The 15,740-nt window shown below is 50.9% G+C and carries 15 protein-coding genes and 1 pseudogene; 6 read left to right on the forward strand and 10 right to left on the reverse strand.

The features are described from left to right. Positions 1–80: 80 nt before the first annotated feature. Positions 81–1,373, reverse strand: a complete 1,293-nt coding sequence (gene hemL / locus JG50_RS0100995; protein ID WP_033099234.1) for a glutamate-1-semialdehyde 2,1-aminomutase — start codon at positions 1,371–1,373, stop codon at positions 81–83. Between the two features lie 232 nt (positions 1,374–1,605). Between hemL and JG50_RS0101000 the strand changes: the two genes are divergently transcribed. Next, positions 1,606–2,052, forward strand: coding sequence for a hypothetical protein (locus JG50_RS0101000; protein WP_232330886.1), 447 nt, complete (start codon positions 1,606–1,608; stop codon positions 2,050–2,052). Positions 2,053–2,109: 57 nt separating this feature from the next. On the opposite strand, the gene ahbA is transcribed toward JG50_RS0101000, so the two are convergent. The 7 genes from ahbA to hemA are packed head-to-tail and all read right to left on the reverse strand — an operon-like array spanning position 2,110 to position 9,464. After that, complete coding sequence (gene ahbA / locus JG50_RS0101005; protein WP_033099235.1) at positions 2,110–3,168, reverse strand: siroheme decarboxylase subunit alpha; 1,059 nt, start codon at positions 3,166–3,168, stop codon at positions 2,110–2,112. 1 nt (position 3,169) lies between these two features. Further along, complete coding sequence (hemB, locus tag JG50_RS0101010) at positions 3,170–4,147, reverse strand: porphobilinogen synthase (RefSeq protein ID WP_033099236.1); 978 nt, start codon at positions 4,145–4,147, stop codon at positions 3,170–3,172. A gap of 28 nt (positions 4,148–4,175) precedes the next feature. Then, a complete protein-coding gene (cobA, locus tag JG50_RS0101015) occupies positions 4,176–5,690 on the reverse strand; it encodes a uroporphyrinogen-III C-methyltransferase (protein ID WP_033099237.1) in 1,515 nt (504 codons plus the stop codon). A gap of 4 nt (positions 5,691–5,694) precedes the next feature. Further along, entirely contained in the window at positions 5,695–6,612 is a 918-nt protein-coding gene (hemC, locus tag JG50_RS0101020) for a hydroxymethylbilane synthase (RefSeq protein WP_033099238.1), read from the reverse strand. A gap of 14 nt (positions 6,613–6,626) precedes the next feature. Beyond that, positions 6,627–7,274, reverse strand: coding sequence for a precorrin-2 dehydrogenase/sirohydrochlorin ferrochelatase family protein (locus tag JG50_RS0101025; protein WP_033099239.1), 648 nt, complete (start codon positions 7,272–7,274; stop codon positions 6,627–6,629). Between the two features lie 19 nt (positions 7,275–7,293). Beyond that, a complete protein-coding gene (gene ccsA / locus JG50_RS0101030; protein WP_052153865.1) occupies positions 7,294–8,109 on the reverse strand; it encodes a cytochrome c biogenesis protein CcsA in 816 nt (271 codons plus the stop codon). Between the two features lie 14 nt (positions 8,110–8,123). Next, positions 8,124–9,464 (reverse strand): glutamyl-tRNA reductase, encoded by a 1,341-nt coding sequence (gene hemA, locus JG50_RS0101035; protein WP_033099364.1) that lies wholly within the window; start codon positions 9,462–9,464, stop codon positions 8,124–8,126. Between the two features lie 253 nt (positions 9,465–9,717). Between hemA and JG50_RS17950 the strand changes: the two are divergent. From JG50_RS17950 to map, 5 genes and pseudogenes are all read left to right on the forward strand, one after another. Beyond that, positions 9,718–10,733 (forward strand): annotated as a pseudogene (locus JG50_RS17950) (ABC transporter substrate-binding protein). A 16-nt stretch (positions 10,734–10,749) separates the two neighbouring features. Next, positions 10,750–11,520, forward strand: coding sequence for an ABC transporter ATP-binding protein (locus tag JG50_RS0101045; RefSeq protein WP_033099240.1), 771 nt, complete (start codon positions 10,750–10,752; stop codon positions 11,518–11,520). 5 nt (positions 11,521–11,525) lie between these two features. Beyond that, positions 11,526–12,332 (forward strand): ABC transporter permease, encoded by an 807-nt coding sequence (locus JG50_RS0101050; protein WP_033099365.1) that lies wholly within the window; start codon positions 11,526–11,528, stop codon positions 12,330–12,332. A 91-nt stretch (positions 12,333–12,423) separates the two neighbouring features. After that, the gene (locus JG50_RS0101055; RefSeq protein ID WP_033099241.1) at positions 12,424–12,894 is read left to right on the forward strand and encodes a hypothetical protein; all 471 of its coding nucleotides are present in this window, start codon (positions 12,424–12,426) and stop codon (positions 12,892–12,894) included. A 56-nt stretch (positions 12,895–12,950) separates the two neighbouring features. Beyond that, complete coding sequence (gene map / locus JG50_RS0101060; RefSeq protein WP_033099242.1) at positions 12,951–13,703, forward strand: type I methionyl aminopeptidase; 753 nt, start codon at positions 12,951–12,953, stop codon at positions 13,701–13,703. 42 nt (positions 13,704–13,745) lie between these two features. Here the strand turns inward: map and JG50_RS0101065 are convergent, their stop codons facing one another. Next, the gene (locus JG50_RS0101065; RefSeq protein ID WP_052153866.1) at positions 13,746–14,519 is read right to left on the reverse strand and encodes a Gldg family protein; all 774 of its coding nucleotides are present in this window, start codon (positions 14,517–14,519) and stop codon (positions 13,746–13,748) included. Between the two features lie 106 nt (positions 14,520–14,625). Next, on the reverse strand, positions 14,626–15,726 hold the full coding sequence (locus tag JG50_RS0101070) for a D-alanine--D-alanine ligase (RefSeq protein WP_033099243.1): 1,101 nt from the start codon (positions 15,724–15,726) through the stop codon (positions 14,626–14,628). Between the last annotated feature and the right edge of the window lie 14 nt (positions 15,727–15,740).

Raw genomic sequence — 15,740 nt, forward strand, 5'->3', positions numbered from 1 at the left:
CTGCATCCGGCCGCAAACTCCGAAATAAAGAAGACCCCGGCAGCTGTTTGCCGCCAGGGTTGTTGAACCAAAGTTTCTCTTTACTTTTTCAGCTTTTTCAAGGCATTGCGATTCGCTTCCAGTGTCCGGTTCAAATCCTCTTCGGTGTGGGCCGTCGAGATAAACATCCCTTCAAACTGGGACGGGGGGATCAGCACCCCTTCATCCACCATATGGCGGAAATACTCGGCAAAACGCTTCGTATCAGCCGTTTTTGCAGTTTCGTAGTTAACCACCTTTTCCCCTGTGAAAAAGAGGCAGACCATCGATCCAACTCGGTTGATATGGGCAGGGATTCCCGCTTCTTCTGCATTTTTGCGCAACCCTTCTTCCAAAATCCGCCCTTTTCGCTCCAGTTCCTGATAAGCATCCGGCGTCATCTCTGTCAACGTGGCATAGCCGGCCGCCATCGCCAGCGGATTGCCGGAAAGCGTTCCCGCTTGATAAACAGGGCCGGTCGGAGCGATTTGTTCCATGATCTCCCTTTTTCCGCCGTAAGCGCCCACAGGTAATCCTCCGCCGATCACTTTTCCCATCGTGGTCAGATCAGGCAGGATGTTGAATCTTCCTTGTGCCGAATGGTAATCGACGCGAAAACCGGTCATCACTTCGTCGAAAATGAGGAGGGCCCCATATTGCTCGGTAATCTCCCGCACTCCTTCCAAAAAGCCGGGGAGAGGAGGAACAACCCCCATATTTCCGGCAACCGGTTCCATTATGACCGCAGCCACTTCCTCGCCAAACTTTTCAAAAGCCAGCTTGACACTGTTTAAATCGTTGTAGGGAACAGTCAGGGTGTGTTGCGCCGTATTTTCCGGCACGCCGGGACTGTCAGGCAAGCCGAGCGTGGCCACCCCTGAACCCGCCTTGATCAATAAGCTGTCCGAATGACCATGATAGCTTCCTTCAAATTTGAGAATTTTATTCCGCCCGGTATAGGCACGAGCCAGGCGGATTGCGCTCATCGTTGCCTCTGTTCCCGAGTTTACCATGCGCACGATATCGACAGAGGGCATCCGCTCTGTCACCAGTTTGGCCATCGCCGTTTCCAATTCGGTCGGCGCACCGAAACTGGTTCCTTTTTCCGCCGTATCCTTGATGGCCTGAATCACTTTGGGATGTGCATGTCCCAGAATCAACGGACCCCACGAGGCGATGTAATCAATATATTCATTGCCGTCCACGTCCACCATGCGGGAACCGAACGCACGCTCTATAAAAATCGGGTTCATCTCCACCGACCGAAATGCCCGCACCGGGCTGTTCACCCCACCGGGGATGACCTGCACCGCTTCGCGATAATCGGCGATGGAACGGTCAAAACGCTTCTGCATCCACCATCACAACCTTCTTCAAAAATATGTACCGAATCATTCATTCCTTATTTTAACGCATACTGTTGATTTCCACATGAAACGGAAGCAAATTTTTTCTAACAAATACCGGATGGAATCAGCTGATTCTGGAAAATGTTTTCTATCAAGTATTATGATGAACCATACAATTGATCATTCTATTTCATATTTTAACAAAGAAAAACATTTTTATAGAAAAGGAGCAAAAAGAATGAGGATCAGCAAAAAGCCATCCGGCGAATTACCAACCGCAAAGCCGGCTTCTCCGAAAAAACCTTTGAACATCCAACAGGCCCGCCTTTCACTTGAACTGTTTCAAGATGCCAATTTTTCCGGAAGGCGAATCCGCTTCCGGCGGCGCGGAGTCGCGGTCCGCAATATGAATGCATTTGCCTTTAACGATCTCCTGTCCAGCTTTCGCATGTCCAACCCGAATAATCCGGGCAGCTTAACCCTAGTTCTGTGGGAAGACGTAAACTACTCGGGCAGAAGACAAGTATTTTTTGGATCAAGATCGGTTCCTTTTGTCGGGCCCATTTTTAATGATCTGACGTCTTCGTTCATTTTCGTGCCACGAAGGCTGACGTCCAGAGAGATCAATCGCATCGAGGCCACCGGAAGTGCAGCTTTTCTGGGCGTGGTGGAGATTTCAGCGTAAAAAAAGAGCCCCGTGCAATCGCTGCGGGGCTGCTGACACCAATCTGTTGAGGCCGGGTTAAGCCTCTATTTTTTGTTCCCGAATCACACGCTCTTCCCACTCATCCATATCCGGTGTGAAATACTGAAGCCGGGTCTTTTTGTATTCTTTGGTCGAATATAGCGTCGCACGTTCGGTAATTCCGGTTTCGTCCTCAATCGCCTGCAAGATTTTTTCGCATTCTTCCAAGGTCCGGCCATGCACCATGGTGAAAATCGAATACGGCCAATCCGGATAAGTCGGACGCAGATAGCAATGGCTGACGGCTTTAAAGGAAGCCATCACCGGGCCAATTTCATCGGCACGGTCTTCCGGAACCGCCCAAACCCCCATGCCGTTAAAGCGAAACCCGGCCTTGCGGTGATTGAGAATGGCGGCGAAGCGGCGCATCTGCTTCCGTTCAAGCATTTTTTTAGCCGCGTCCAACAGTTCTTCCGTTGAAAGTCCCAAATTTTGTGCGTAAAGATCAAAGGGGCGTGATTGAACAGGGAGATCTTTTTGCAATTCGCGAATCACGGCAATGTCAAAATCGGTGATCACTTTATCCGCTTTTTTCCGGTCTTCCTCATTATAGCTCGGTTTTGCTTTTGCTTTCGTTCCATCCTGTTTGCCGGTCATGTCGAGCTGAACCCCGATCTTGAACAATTTCAGCGTTGGCATCAGGCGAATCACCTCAACGCCGGCCAACTTGCCCAACAGTTCCACTGTTTTTTCGAGACCGATGCGGCTGTTCGGAGGTACAGCAATGGTAAACCAGAGATTATACTCGTGGTTTCGCTTATAGTTATGGGTAACCCCGGGATGCTGATTAATGATGCGGGCCGCTTCATCCAGGTGTTCCTCCCGTACTTTTGCAGCAACCAAGCTGGACTTGTAGCCGAGTGTACGGGTGTCAAAAATGGCGGAAATTTGGCGTATGGTATCCTTTTTCAACTCACGGACACGCGACAAAACCGTTTCTTCGTCTGTCCCCAAGGTTTCGGCCACTGCTTTAAACGGCTCAGGAACCAGTTCCACACCTTCCTGGAGTTGGTTCAGGATCTCTTTATCCAGTTCATCCATCGTTTTGACGGGCATCTTATTCTCCCCCTTTTAGCCAGCGGGCCAGATCTTTGGCATGGTACGTGATAATCAGATCTGCCCCGGCCCGTTTGAATGCCAGCATCGATTCGGTCACTACCTGCTTTTCATCAATCCAGCCATTGAGTGCAGCCGCTTTGACCATGGAATACTCACCGCTCACGTTGTAAGCGACAACTGGCAAGTCAAAACGCTCCCGCACACGCACCATGACATCGAGATAAGGAAGCCCCGGTTTGACAATCAGCATGTCCGCACCTTCGGCCACATCAGAGGCCGCTTCCCGCATCGCCTCTCGTACATTGGCCGGGTCCATCTGATAGGTCCGGCGGTCGCCAAACTGCGGTGTGGAATGAGCCGCATCCCGGAAAGGTCCGTAAAAGCTTGAGGCGTACTTGACGGCATAAGACATGATTGGAATATGGGAAAACCCGGCTTCATCCAATCCTTTACGAATCTCGTAAACAAAACCGTCCATCATGTTGGACGGAGCGATCATATCAGCACCCGCCCGGGCCTGGGAAACAGCGGTTGAGACGAGCCGCGTCAATGAAGCGTCATTGACGATCACTCCGTTTTCTACGATACCGCAATGACCATGCGAAGTGTACTGGCACAGACAGGTGTCGGCGATCACGTAAATGGAAGGATACTTTTCTTTGATATAGCGAATCGCTTTTTGCACGATTCCCTGTTCATCATCTGCAGAGCTCCCCCGTTCATCCTTTTCAGCCGGCACCCCAAAAATGATGACAGAAGAAATGCCCAGCCGGACCAGCTCGTCCATCTCCTCATGCAGCCGGTCCAGGGAATAATGGTAAACCTCAGGCATCGAAGGAACTTCTTGTTTGATATTTTCCCCTTCCACCACGAAAATCGGATAAATCAGATCCTCAACATGAACGTGATGTTCACGAACCATGCGGCGGATCTGCTCGCTTGCTCGCAAACGACGGTGTCGGATATATGATTGCATAGAAAACTCCTCCTTTATCATGCCGGGCCTATAGTGTTTTTAATGCCTCCACCAGACCGTCAATCGTATATGAATCAGCAACCACATCTACCTTCAGCCCCAGTTCGGCAGCGGTTTGTGCCGTGATGGGACCGATGCAGGCGATCCTGCTCCCGGAGAGCAAAGCAGGAACCTCCGGTTCGACTGTTTTCACTGCTTCGACAAAATTGCGAACCGTAGAGGAGCTTGTGAAGGTAATCACATGAATAGCGCCCCGTTTCAGCATTTCTACTACTTCGCCCGCATCTTCGGTGCCGATTTTTGTATCGTATGCATCCACTTCCGTGACATGGCATCCCAGTTTCTCCAATTCAACAGCCAAAACTTCGCGGGCGATATCGGCACGGGGAAGCAGAATCTCTTCTCCCTGCTTGATCATCGGTTTGAGTGCTTCCACAAGCGCTTCTGCCTTATACTCTTCCGGCAACACTTCCACCCGCAATCCTTTTTCGATTAGCACCTCTGCCGTTTTGGGACCGATCGCCGCAATCCGCGCCTTGGCCATCCGGCGAATATCGAGATTTAATTCGATCAGGCGTTTAAAAAAGTGCTTCACTCCATTGGCACTGGTAAAAATCACCCAGTCAAACCGCTCAAGCTGATGCAACGCCGCATCCAACAGGTCTTGGCGCTCAGGACGGGTGATGCGGATCACGGGAAATTCTACCGCTTCTCCACCAAGCGCCTGAATTTTCTCCGTCAAAACGCTGCTCTGGCTTCGAGCCCTTGTGACCAGAACCCTTTTGCCAAACAGCGGTTTCTTTTCAAACCACGACAATTTTTCCCGCAGTTTTACGACTTCCCCCACCACGATAATGGCCGGGGAACGGAAACGGGCCTCCTCCACTTTTTGCACGATATCCTCCAAGGTTCCCGTCAGCGTTTCCTGTTCAACCCGGGTGCCCCAGCGAATAAGTGCAACCGGCGTTTCTTTTGAACGGCCGTATTTGATGAGCTGTTCGACAATAAACGGCAGATTTCCGACCCCCATCAAAAAGATCAGAGTTTCCACTGCCGTAGCCAAGTGGTTCCAACGGATGGATGATTCGGTTTTTTCCGGCCGTTCATGCCCTGTGACGATCGCAAAGGAGGAATTAAAGTCACGGTGTGTGACGGGAATGCCGGCATAAGCGGGAACGGCGATTGCCGAGGTAATCCCCGGTACGACTTCAAACGGAATCCCTTCTTCCACAAGGCGTTCCGCCTCTTCACCCCCGCGGCCGAAAATGAAAGGATCTCCCCCTTTGAGCCGGGTTACGACCTTCCCCTCTTTCGCTTTAGCCACCAGTAAGTCATTGATCTCCTCCTGGGTCAGCGTATGCCGGTCCGGCAGCTTGCCGCAGTAAATCAATTCGGCCTTCGGTTTCGCGTGCTTTAACAGCAAAGGGCTCGCTAAACGGTCGTAAACAATGCAGTCTGCCTTTTTAATCGCTTCCAATCCTTTTACTGTAATTAATCCGGGATCCCCCGGTCCAGCTCCTACCAAATAAACAAGTTTCGTCATCCGACTAACTCCTCTCACTGAGTGCCAGCAGTTGACCTGCTCCAAGCTCTCTCATCTCTTTGGCAAGCTGTTTGCCAACCGCCCATTCGTCTTTGCCTCGCATGCTTTTCTTGATGACCTCTTTACCGTCCGGTTGCGCCACCAAACCGGTCAAGTGCACTTCCTCTCCATCGACTTCGGCGTAAGCAGCCAGGGGCATATGGCAACTTCCTTCAAAGGCGACCAAAAAAGCCCTTTCCGCCCGGACCGCCCGCGCCGTCTGCTCATGGTTGATCCCGGCGAGGAGAGAGAGCAGCTCATGGTCATCTTCACGACACTGGATGGCGAGCGCTCCCTGGCCAACCGCGGGTAACATCACGTTGATCGGCAATTCTTCACAAATCTCGCTTTGCCAATCCATGCGGTAAAGGCCCGCCGCCGCAAGTACGATCGCATCAAACTGTCCTTCCCTCATTTTCCGGATGCGCGTATCCAGGTTGCCACGAACCGGCTCCACCCTCAAATCAGGGCGGGAGGCCAATATCTGCGCTTGGCGCCGCAGACTGCTCGTCCCCACCACGGAGCCGGGCGGCAATTCAGCCAGCATCTTTCCATCGCGCGACAACAGCACATCCCGTGGATTTTCACGACGGGGAATGGCTCCGATCACAAGCCCTTCCGGCATCTCACCCGGCAAATCTTTCATGCTGTGTACGGCAAAATCAATGCGCCCGTCCAATAATGCTTGTTCAATCTCTTTGACAAACAATCCTTTGCCGCCCACTTTGGACAACGTGACATTGAGAATCCGATCGCCCTTGGTGACAATTTTCTCCATTCTCACCTCGAGTCCCGGCTTCACTTCTTTCAAGCGGTCGACAACCCAGCTAGTCTGGGTCATTGCCAACTGGCTCTTTCTTGTTCCCACGATGAGTGATCGCATCTTCTCCCTCCTTTCTAGGCTTGTACGGATAAATGAGACTGAATGAAGCCAAGCATTTTCCCCCTGACTCCCTCCGGATCACGCCGGCACTCGATCAGCCATTCATCCGACACCAATTCTTTCATCAAGCTGTATCGAAGTCTCGGATCTTTTACTTCTGCGCGGACTTTTTCTCTCATCTCCTGCAATAAACCGAGGTAGCGTTCGTACTCTTCACCAAACGATTTTTCCAGGTCCTGGCGGATCTTTTTCGCGAGCGACGGGCTGGCTCCACCGGTGGAAATGGCGATCTGCAACGGTCCCCGCTTCACTGTGGAGGGAACGGTGAAATTGCACAGTTCAGGCTGATCAACGACATTGATCCACTGCCCCCGCTCCTTGGCATCGCGATAGATCGCCTCATTGGTTTGGTTGTCATCAGTAGCGGCGATGACGAGAAAGCAGCCAATTCCGTCCGTCGGTGCGTACGGTCGATTTTTCCACTCGACTCTGCCGAGCAGGGCCCACTTTTGAATGAGGGGGGTGGCTGACGGGCTGACGACTTTGACCAGCGCTCCGGCTTCCAGAAGCGCGGCCGCCTTGCGTTCCGCCACCGAACCCCCCCCCACAACCAGGCAGCGCCGGCCGGTTATATCCACCATCATGGCGTATAACGGTTTCATCGTATTCTAGCTCCTTTGTCTAAAACCAGTGATGAACCGAGTCACTGGATCGCATGGTCACATAGTTGATCAACACAGCCAAAATCGCAAGCGTATTCCACCAGGCCAACCGGCGGCCCATCATCTGTTTTCTCCCCCAGCGGTACAAGATCCAGCCATAAAGGAGCGTCACCAAAAACGATCCCCAAACTTTCGGGTCTGTCCAAAACATGTGCCCAATCGCCTGGTAACTGTAGATCACGCCCAAAACCATCGCGGCAATGAAAAATCCGGTTCCTCCGACCACCAGCCAGATGGAGAACCACTCCAACCAGCCCAGACTCGGCAGCTGGCGCAAAAGAAGGTTCCATTTTTTCTGCTTCAACAAGTGGTTGTTGACCAGGTACAATCCGGAACCGATACTCGCCAGTGAAAAGGCGGCATAAGCCATCATCGCCATGGCAACATGGATCAAGACCAATTCCTTCAGCAGGAGATGCGTCAATTCTTCAGAACCCTGCCGGGGAATGAACAGATTGATCGCAAAAACGATAAATCCGATCAAGTTGGCGATGAAGTAAAAGATGTTCATGCGATAGATCAAATGCATCAAAAGCGTAAATCCGATCAAAATCCATGAATAGATAAACAGGGCATCAAGCGGAATTGACAAGGCAACATAATGCCCGAGCCCCATTACAAATACGAACGTCTGCATCACCCAAACGCCCGCCAGAAACAGATAGGAAATCCACCCGGACTTCCTGGTTGGATGAAAGAAATCAGCCAGCGCAAACAGCAAGCTGAGCGCATAGGCATAAATCATGAAATCATAGAACCAACGTTCGGCGAACACGGGCTGCTCCCCCTTTAAGTGCGGATCAGTTTCCCGCTCGTAAACGCCGGGTGTTTCACTTTTTCAGATGTCTTGTCCCCGTTGTCATCCAGTAGTTTTTCCAAAGCGAACAAGGTGACAAACATCTCCTGCGCCGCTTCTTTCTTCGGTGTGGTCGCCAGTTCCTTGACACGGACGATCGGCTCGTGCATCAACTGATTCACAATGCTCTTTGTGTGTTTGCGAATCACTCTGCGCTGTTTTTCCGTCAGGTCCGGCAGCTTCCGTTCAATGCGCAGGACGGCTTCCTCCTGAATCGCCAGCGCCTTTTCGCGCAACGCCGTAATGAGCGGCACCACACCCAAAGTTTCCATCCACTCATCAAATTCTTTTTGTTTTTGTTCAATCCAGACGGCGATTTTTTTCGCTTCCTGCTCCCTGAGCGCGAGATTGGAATCCACAATTCCATGCAAATCGTCTATATCATACAAGAAAACTTGATCCAATTCATGGATGGAGGGCTCTATGTCGCGCGGTACCGCAATATCGATCATGAACAGCGGAGAGCGCCGCCGAGCAGCAATCGGAGCGACCATATCCCTTGTCAAAACAGGTTCCCGGGACCCGGTTGAGCTGACCACGATATCAGCTTCAGCCAGCGCGGAAAGCAATTGATCCCATGCCCGGGCTTCACCGTGAAACCTGGCAGCCAACTCCTCTGCTTTGTCCAGGGTGCGGTTCACCACCAGGACGCGCGCCGCCCCGGTCGAATAAAAATGCTTCGCCGTCAGCTCGCTCATTTCCCCCGCACCGATGAGCAAAATCGTTTTATCGGCAAAGGAATCGAACATTTTTTTCCCAAGCTCAACGGCAGCATAACTGACAGACACGGCATTTTGCCCGATTTCCGTCTCCGAGTGAACGCGTTTTCCGAAGGTCACCGCTTGTTTAAACAACATATTGAAGATGGTTCCCGTCGTCCCCGTCGACTGAGCGGTCAAAAAGGCGTGTTTCACCTGACCCAAAATTTGTGTTTCCCCGATCACAAGAGAATCGAGGCCGCAAACTACATGGTAGAGATGCCGCACCGCTTCCTGATTCGCTTTTACATAAAGATGGTCGGCAAACTCCTGGCGGGGAATGCGAAACCAGCTTTCCAGAAAGGTTTTGGTATAATAATCTCCTGTATGCAATTGATCACAGACCACATAAAGTTCCATGCGGTTACACGTGCTGACGATCACGCATTCCATGATGCTTTTCATATCACGTAAACTTCTCAAGGCAAGTTCAAGTCGGTCTTCAGCAAAAGAAAATCGTTCACGCAGTTCAACTGGTGCTGTTTTATGGTTTAATCCGACTGTTAAAATATGCAACTTCGTTTCACCTCGAATCCCGGAACAGCCTTCCTCTTGACTCGGCAATCCGGGCAAAAGTGAATAAAATTCAATATCCATTATATCACAGAGATTTCAAATCCCAAGTTTCGCCCTGTGAACACATTTTGAAGCCCAGATTGTGTATAATAATAATAATAATAAGAAATAGCAGAAGTTTGCGAAAATCCCTTTTGTTTACCGGTTCGACACCACCTTCCGGTTACTGAGACCACTTTGAGAGGTGACGCCCATGAACCGCTTGACTCGATCGTTTGGTTTCGTGTTGGCGCTCGTCATCGTTCTCCTTTTAACCGCTTGCTCTTCCTCCTCTTCCCGGTCCGGACTGCGGCAAATCCGACTGGTGGAAGTCACCCATTCACTCTTCTATGCTCCTCAATATGTTGCCTTGGAAAAAGGTTTTTTCAAGGAACAAGGCCTGGACATTCAGCTGTCCAATGGCAACGGGGGCGATAAAACCATGACAACACTGGTCGCAGGCCAATCCGATATCGTCCTGGTCGGAGCTGAAGCGGCCATTTATGTGACAGCCCGGTCCTCTGCACATCCGATCACCGCCTTCGCACAATTGACCCAAACGGACGGTTCCTTTCTCGTTTCCCGCCAGCCGATTCCCCACTTTGACTGGTCGATGCTCAAGGGTAAATCCCTGCTCGGGCAGCGGCGCGGAGGAATGCCGGAAATGATCAGTGAATACGTACAACGGAAACACGGTCTCACCCCGCACAAAGATGTCCAAATCATCCAGAATGTCGATTATCAGAATCTGGCAAACGCCTTTGTCGCCGGAACCGGCGATTTCGTTCAACTGTTTGAACCAATGGCCTCCAAAATCGAAAAAGAAAAAAAGGCTACATCGTTGCCTCCTTCGGCAAGGACAGCGGCCATGTTCCCTATACCTGCTACATGACCAATCAATCCTATATCAAACAGAACCCTGACATAATCCGGCGTTTTACCCGCGCCGTCCAAAAAGGACAAGACTGGGTCGCCACCCATACCCCCGGGGAAATTGCCGACGTGATCGCCCCGCAATTCCCCGACACCGACCGCGACATTCTGGTGCGCGTCATTCAGCGCTACAAAGAGCAGGATTCCTATGCCAAAAACACCATCATCGATGAAGAAGAGTATAACCGCTTATTGACGGTCATGTCCCAAGCAGGCGAACTTCCGGCTAAAATCCCCTATCAAAAGCTGGTGGACACTTCCTTTGCCAAAGAGGTTTCAACCAAACAAAAACAATAAAAAGGGGGGATCGAAGATGAATTCGCCACCGGCTGTGCAGATTGAAAATTTAACCCATGCCTATTTTACGAAAAAAGAAGAAGTGACGGCGATCCGTTCCGTTTCCTTTTCAGTGGATGAAGGCGAATTTGTCGCTCTCGTCGGCCCCAGCGGTTGCGGAAAAAGCACCATCCTTTCACTGATCGCCGGGATCTTCCCCGCGACCAAAGGCATAATCCGACTGTTCGGCAAAAAAATTGACGGCCCTTCTTTTCGCACCAGCTACATGTTGCAAAAAGACGGACTGCTCGAGTGGAGAACTGTGGAACAAAATATGCTGTTCGGACTGCAAATTCAGGGTCAGGCCACCCCGGACAAAATCGCCAAGGCGAGGGATCTGCTGGAAAAAATGGGGCTAAAGCATGTCAGTCATCACTATCCGTCCCAATTATCCGGCGGAATGAGACAACGTGTCGCTCTGGTGCGAACCTTGGCCGTCGAACCAGATATATTATTGCTGGATGAACCTTTTTCCGCGTTGGATATCCAAAACAAAATCCTGCTCGAAGATCTGCTCGCCCGGGCGTTAAAGGAAGAAAACAAAACGGCGCTACTCGTCACACACGATCTGGAAGAAGCGATTGCCGTAGGTGACCGGATTCTCGTAATGGGCGGGCAACCGGGCGAGATCCGGCACCAGATCCATGTCCCCGAAGAACTGAGAAGTTTGCCGCCGCTCAAAGCGCGCAGCCATCCCGCCTTCCGGGTGATCTTTGAAGAACTTTGGAGGGAAGTGGAAAAACCGTGAAATGGATAAAAAAAGGCGAAGCCAGTCCGGAACACGCCGCCTATCTTCGTCGCCTCTACATTCGCACTGTCTGGATTTGGCTGATTCGCCTTCTTCTGTTGCTCGGCTTGATCTGGGGATGGGAATGGGGAGCGAACAACGGCTGGATTGATCCTTTCCTCTTCAGCAGTCCGTCCCGCATCTGGGAACAGGCAAACCAGCTGGTCCAGTCCGGTGCGCTTTTTCATCACATCTTTATGACATCGGCGGAAACGATCGCCGGTTTTATCCTGGGCACGGCCAGCGGCGTCGCTCTGGCAACGCTCATCTGGTCCTCTTCTTTCCTGTCCCGCGTGCTCGATCCTTATCTGGTCGTGATCAACAGCATGCCCAAAGTAGCCCTCGGTCCCCTTTTTATCGTGACAATGGGAGCCGGGTTTCCCTCGATTCTCGCCATGGCGATCGCCATCACGATCATCATCACCACTTTGGTAATCCATACCAGCTTTCAGAGCGTCGATGAGAGCTATCTGATCCTGGCGCGGTCTTTTGGCGCCACTCGCGCTCAGATTTTCCGCACCATTATCTTCCCCGCCAGTATACCGGACATCATCGCCGCTTTAAAAGTAAATGTCGGCTTGTCCTGGGTCGGCGTCATCGTCGGTGAATTTCTGGTCTCCAAAGAAGGACTGGGTTATTTGATTATCTACGGCTTTCAGGTATTCAATCTCAATTTGGTCATGCTGAGCCTTGTGATCGTGGCGATTATTGCGACGATTATGTACCAGCTGATCGCCTGGGTCGAGCAAAAATGGGGACGCCGCCACAGCTGATCCGTTTAAACATTGTCGCTCCATTTTATGCAAATTGTGTTAAGATTAAAAAGGAAAAATCTACTTCTTTCATTCAAGGAGCGAACAACTGATGAAAGTGAAGCTGACCGGACTTATCCTCATTCTTGCAGGGATATTGCTCATGTTGATCAAATCGGATCTGGCTTCGATCACATCTCTTCTCACCTGGCCTTTTATTCTCTTTTTGCTCGGCGCCATTCTCATGTTTTTTGCTTTGTCCAAGCGAAATCATGTTCTTACCCTGTGGACCGGCCTGATCACCGCTCTGGGCCTCTCCATCTGGGGAATAAAATATGTCGACGGATGGCCTAAACATTGGAGCCTGTTGCTTGTGTTATTTGGGATTGCGGTACTGTTTTCCTTCTCCATTTCCAAAAACCACATTACGGGCATTGTCGGGGGCATTATGGTGATTACCGGGATTTTTGCCTATCCTGGCATTGCCAATCTTCCGGTCATCTCACCCATCACCTCGATTCTGCACGGAATCTGGCCGGTTTTTGTCGTTATTCTCGGCTTGTTCCTTGTCACCAGAAAATAATTGGGGCATAGTATATAGATACTAGATACTCAAAAATTCTCATCGGAGCGAAGCAAATGATATCCATACGAACACCGGAAGAAATTGCACTCATGCACAAAGCAGGCAAACTTCTTGCTGCCTGCCACCGGGAACTGCGCAAGCGGATCCGTCCGGGGGTGACCACCTGGGAGATCGACCAATGGGTGGAAAATTACTTGATGCAGCATGGAGCCACTCCCGAACAAAAAGACTATATGGGTTACCCATACGCTACCTGCGCCTCGGTCAATGATGAGGTGTGCCACGGATTTCCGCGCAAAACCCCGCTTGCTGAAGGAGATATCGTCACCATCGACTTGGTCGTCAACTTAAATGGCTGGCTGGCCGATTCAGCATGGTCCTATGCTGTCGGAAAAATCTCCCCTGAGGCGCAGAGGCTGTTAAAGGCAACAAAAGAAGCGCTTTACCGTGGAATTGCCAAAGCGCGTTCAGGCAATCGCATCGGCGACATTTCCCACGCGATTCAGACATATGCCGAATCTCAGGGACTTTCCGTGGTGCGCCCTTTCATCGGCCACGGAATCGGCAAACATATACACGAAGAACCCGAAGTTCCCCATTACGGCCCTCCCGGACAAGGACCGCTCATTCAGGAAGGCATGGTGTTCACGATCGAGCCGATGCTGAACCTCGGTTCCCATCATGTCAGGCTGATGCCGGACGGCTGGACGGCCAAAACGGTGGATGGCAGCCTGTCCGCACAATATGAACACACCATTGCCATCATGCCGGAAGGCCCCCTCATCTTAACCGCACAAGACGAGTAAAAGCCCGGATCACCGGGCTTTTACTCGTTATTGCTCTTTGTCTCAGCGATCCCCTGCCAGCCACTCAATCGTATTTACAGCCAGGATGGAATCGTCATAATCGTACCAGTTCGGGTGTAAGCTGTCACCGGGATTCCCTGTGCCATCATCATACAAGGAGGAGTCACCAAGAGCCGCAAAACGGCCATTGCCATAGGAACCGTGGATATGAAACGGATCAGCGTTCAGATAGATATCTTTTACGATGCTGCTGTTGCTTGTCCCGACTTTGATTGTCGTACCACCCCAGCACCCGACTGCAGAGACGCCGGAAGTGACGGGAGAATTGCGTATATCGGTAATGGGATCCTTTGACAGCGAAGCATAGTTAAATGTGAAACCGAGCGTATTGACAAAGCTGTTGTAGATATCGACCGAATCGACACCGTCATTGTTCCGGTCGGAGTTATTGTGATCGGCGATGAAGTAGACCCCGCCTCCGTTTTGGATAAAACGGATGATGGCCGATTTTTCTGATGAACTGAAGTTTATATTCGGCTCCGGCAAAACCAATACATCATACTGGCTGAGCAAGGTATCCGTCAGTGAGGAAGCGGTTGAGGCCACGGTATAACCATCGCTCCGCAAGGCATCCGCCAATTCCGAATAGGCCCCGTTAATGGTCCAATCCGCATTTCCCGCCGTTTCACCATGCCCTTGATCAAACAGAATTTTCCCGGTGTAGGCTTGGGCCGATCCATGCATGACCAAAAAAGAGAATAAAACCGCAAGAGCCATCATCGCCAAGGATCTTGCCAGCCTCATTGTTCCAAACATTTTGATGCTCCCTTCTTGTTGTCTAAACCGAATTAAATTATACAAATATACAAATATTTTTCGACAAAAAAAGGCTGTTGACCTTCTTTGCCAACAGCCTTTTCGTTCACTTCACCTCAAAGGAAGTGATTAAATTCTTCTTCTCTTCAAACCGTTCCAGCGCCAGTTCAATCAAGCGGGAAATCAGTTCACTGTAGCTGATGCCGGAATGCTCCCACAGCTTGGCATACATGCTGAAAGGGGTGAAACCGGGCATAGTGTTGATTTCGTTGATTAATACTTCTCCGTTATCTTTGCGGATGAAGAAATCAACTCGTGCCAACCCGCTGCAATCAATCGCCCTGAAAGCACGGATGGCCAAATCGCGAAGCTTTTCGGCAACCTCCCCGGGCAAATCGGCGGGAATGCGCATCACCGATTTCCCGTCCACATATTTTGCCCGGTAATCATAAAATTCATTGGAAGAGACGATTTCCCCCGGAACCGAGGCTTTCGGCTCGTCATTTCCCAACACGGCCACTTCCACTTCATGGGCAGGGATAAACTCTTCCACAATGATTTTTCGGTCAAATTGTCCGGCCAGTTCAACAGCCTCAATCAGTTCATCCCGTTTTTTCACCTTGGAAATGCCGACACTGGAACCGAGGTTTGCCGGTTTCACAAAACAGGGGTACCCCAGTTCTTCTTCGATTTTCGCGATCCATTCCTCTTTCCGCTTTGACCATCCGGATTTCAGGAAGGCCAGATATTTGGCTTGGGGAAGACCTTCGACGGCAAACACTTTTTTGGAAAATTCCTTATCCATCCCGACGGCGGAGGCAAGCACACCTGCACCAACATACGGGATTTGGGCGATTTCCATCATCCCCTGAATCGTTCCATCCTCTCCAAATGTACCGTGAAGAACCGGAAAAACCACATCAATTTTTCCCGGGCCGAAAAAGTCGAGGTCAGTCCCGGCATCTTCAACCACCTGTGGAAGGTTGCTGCCGATCTGTTCAATTTTTTCCGGCTCCAATTTTCCCTGCAACATGGGAAGAGACTTTTTTCCCGGATTAAAATGGCCTTCCCGGGTGATTCCAATGGGGATCACCTCATATTTTTCCGGATCGATGGCTTTAATCACCGATGCGGCAGAAGACAAAGAGACGTCATGCTCTCCTGATTTTCCCCCAAACAGTACGGCCACACGGATTTTCTTTCCCATCCACTCCCACCCTT

It is taken from the genome of Thermoactinomyces daqus, from assembly GCF_000763315.1.
Taxonomy (GTDB): Bacteria; Bacillota; Bacilli; order Thermoactinomycetales; family Thermoactinomycetaceae; genus Thermoactinomyces_A; species Thermoactinomyces_A daqus.

Bases quoted from the DNA above. Each gene is read 5' to 3' on its own strand.
- hemL (WP_033099234.1), bottom strand. From the start codon at position 1,373: ATGCAGAAGCGTTTTGACCGTTCCATCGCCGATTATCGCGAAGCGGTG.
- JG50_RS0101000 (WP_232330886.1), top strand. From the start codon at position 1,606: ATGAGGATCAGCAAAAAGCCATCCGGCGAATTACCAACCGCAAAGCCG.
- ahbA (WP_033099235.1), bottom strand. From the start codon at position 3,168: ATGCCCGTCAAAACGATGGATGAACTGGATAAAGAGATCCTGAACCAA.
- hemB (WP_033099236.1), bottom strand. From the start codon at position 4,147: ATGCAATCATATATCCGACACCGTCGTTTGCGAGCAAGCGAGCAGATC.
- cobA (WP_033099237.1), bottom strand. From the start codon at position 5,690: ATGACGAAACTTGTTTATTTGGTAGGAGCTGGACCGGGGGATCCCGGA.
- hemC (WP_033099238.1), bottom strand. From the start codon at position 6,612: ATGCGATCACTCATCGTGGGAACAAGAAAGAGCCAGTTGGCAATGACC.
- JG50_RS0101025 (WP_033099239.1), bottom strand. From the start codon at position 7,274: ATGAAACCGTTATACGCCATGATGGTGGATATAACCGGCCGGCGCTGC.
- JG50_RS0101045 (WP_033099240.1), top strand. From the start codon at position 10,750: ATGAATTCGCCACCGGCTGTGCAGATTGAAAATTTAACCCATGCCTAT.
- JG50_RS0101055 (WP_033099241.1), top strand. From the start codon at position 12,424: ATGAAAGTGAAGCTGACCGGACTTATCCTCATTCTTGCAGGGATATTG.
- map (WP_033099242.1), top strand. From the start codon at position 12,951: ATGATATCCATACGAACACCGGAAGAAATTGCACTCATGCACAAAGCA.
- JG50_RS0101065 (WP_052153866.1), bottom strand. From the start codon at position 14,519: ATGTTTGGAACAATGAGGCTGGCAAGATCCTTGGCGATGATGGCTCTT.
- JG50_RS0101070 (WP_033099243.1), bottom strand. From the start codon at position 15,726: ATGGGAAAGAAAATCCGTGTGGCCGTACTGTTTGGGGGAAAATCAGGA.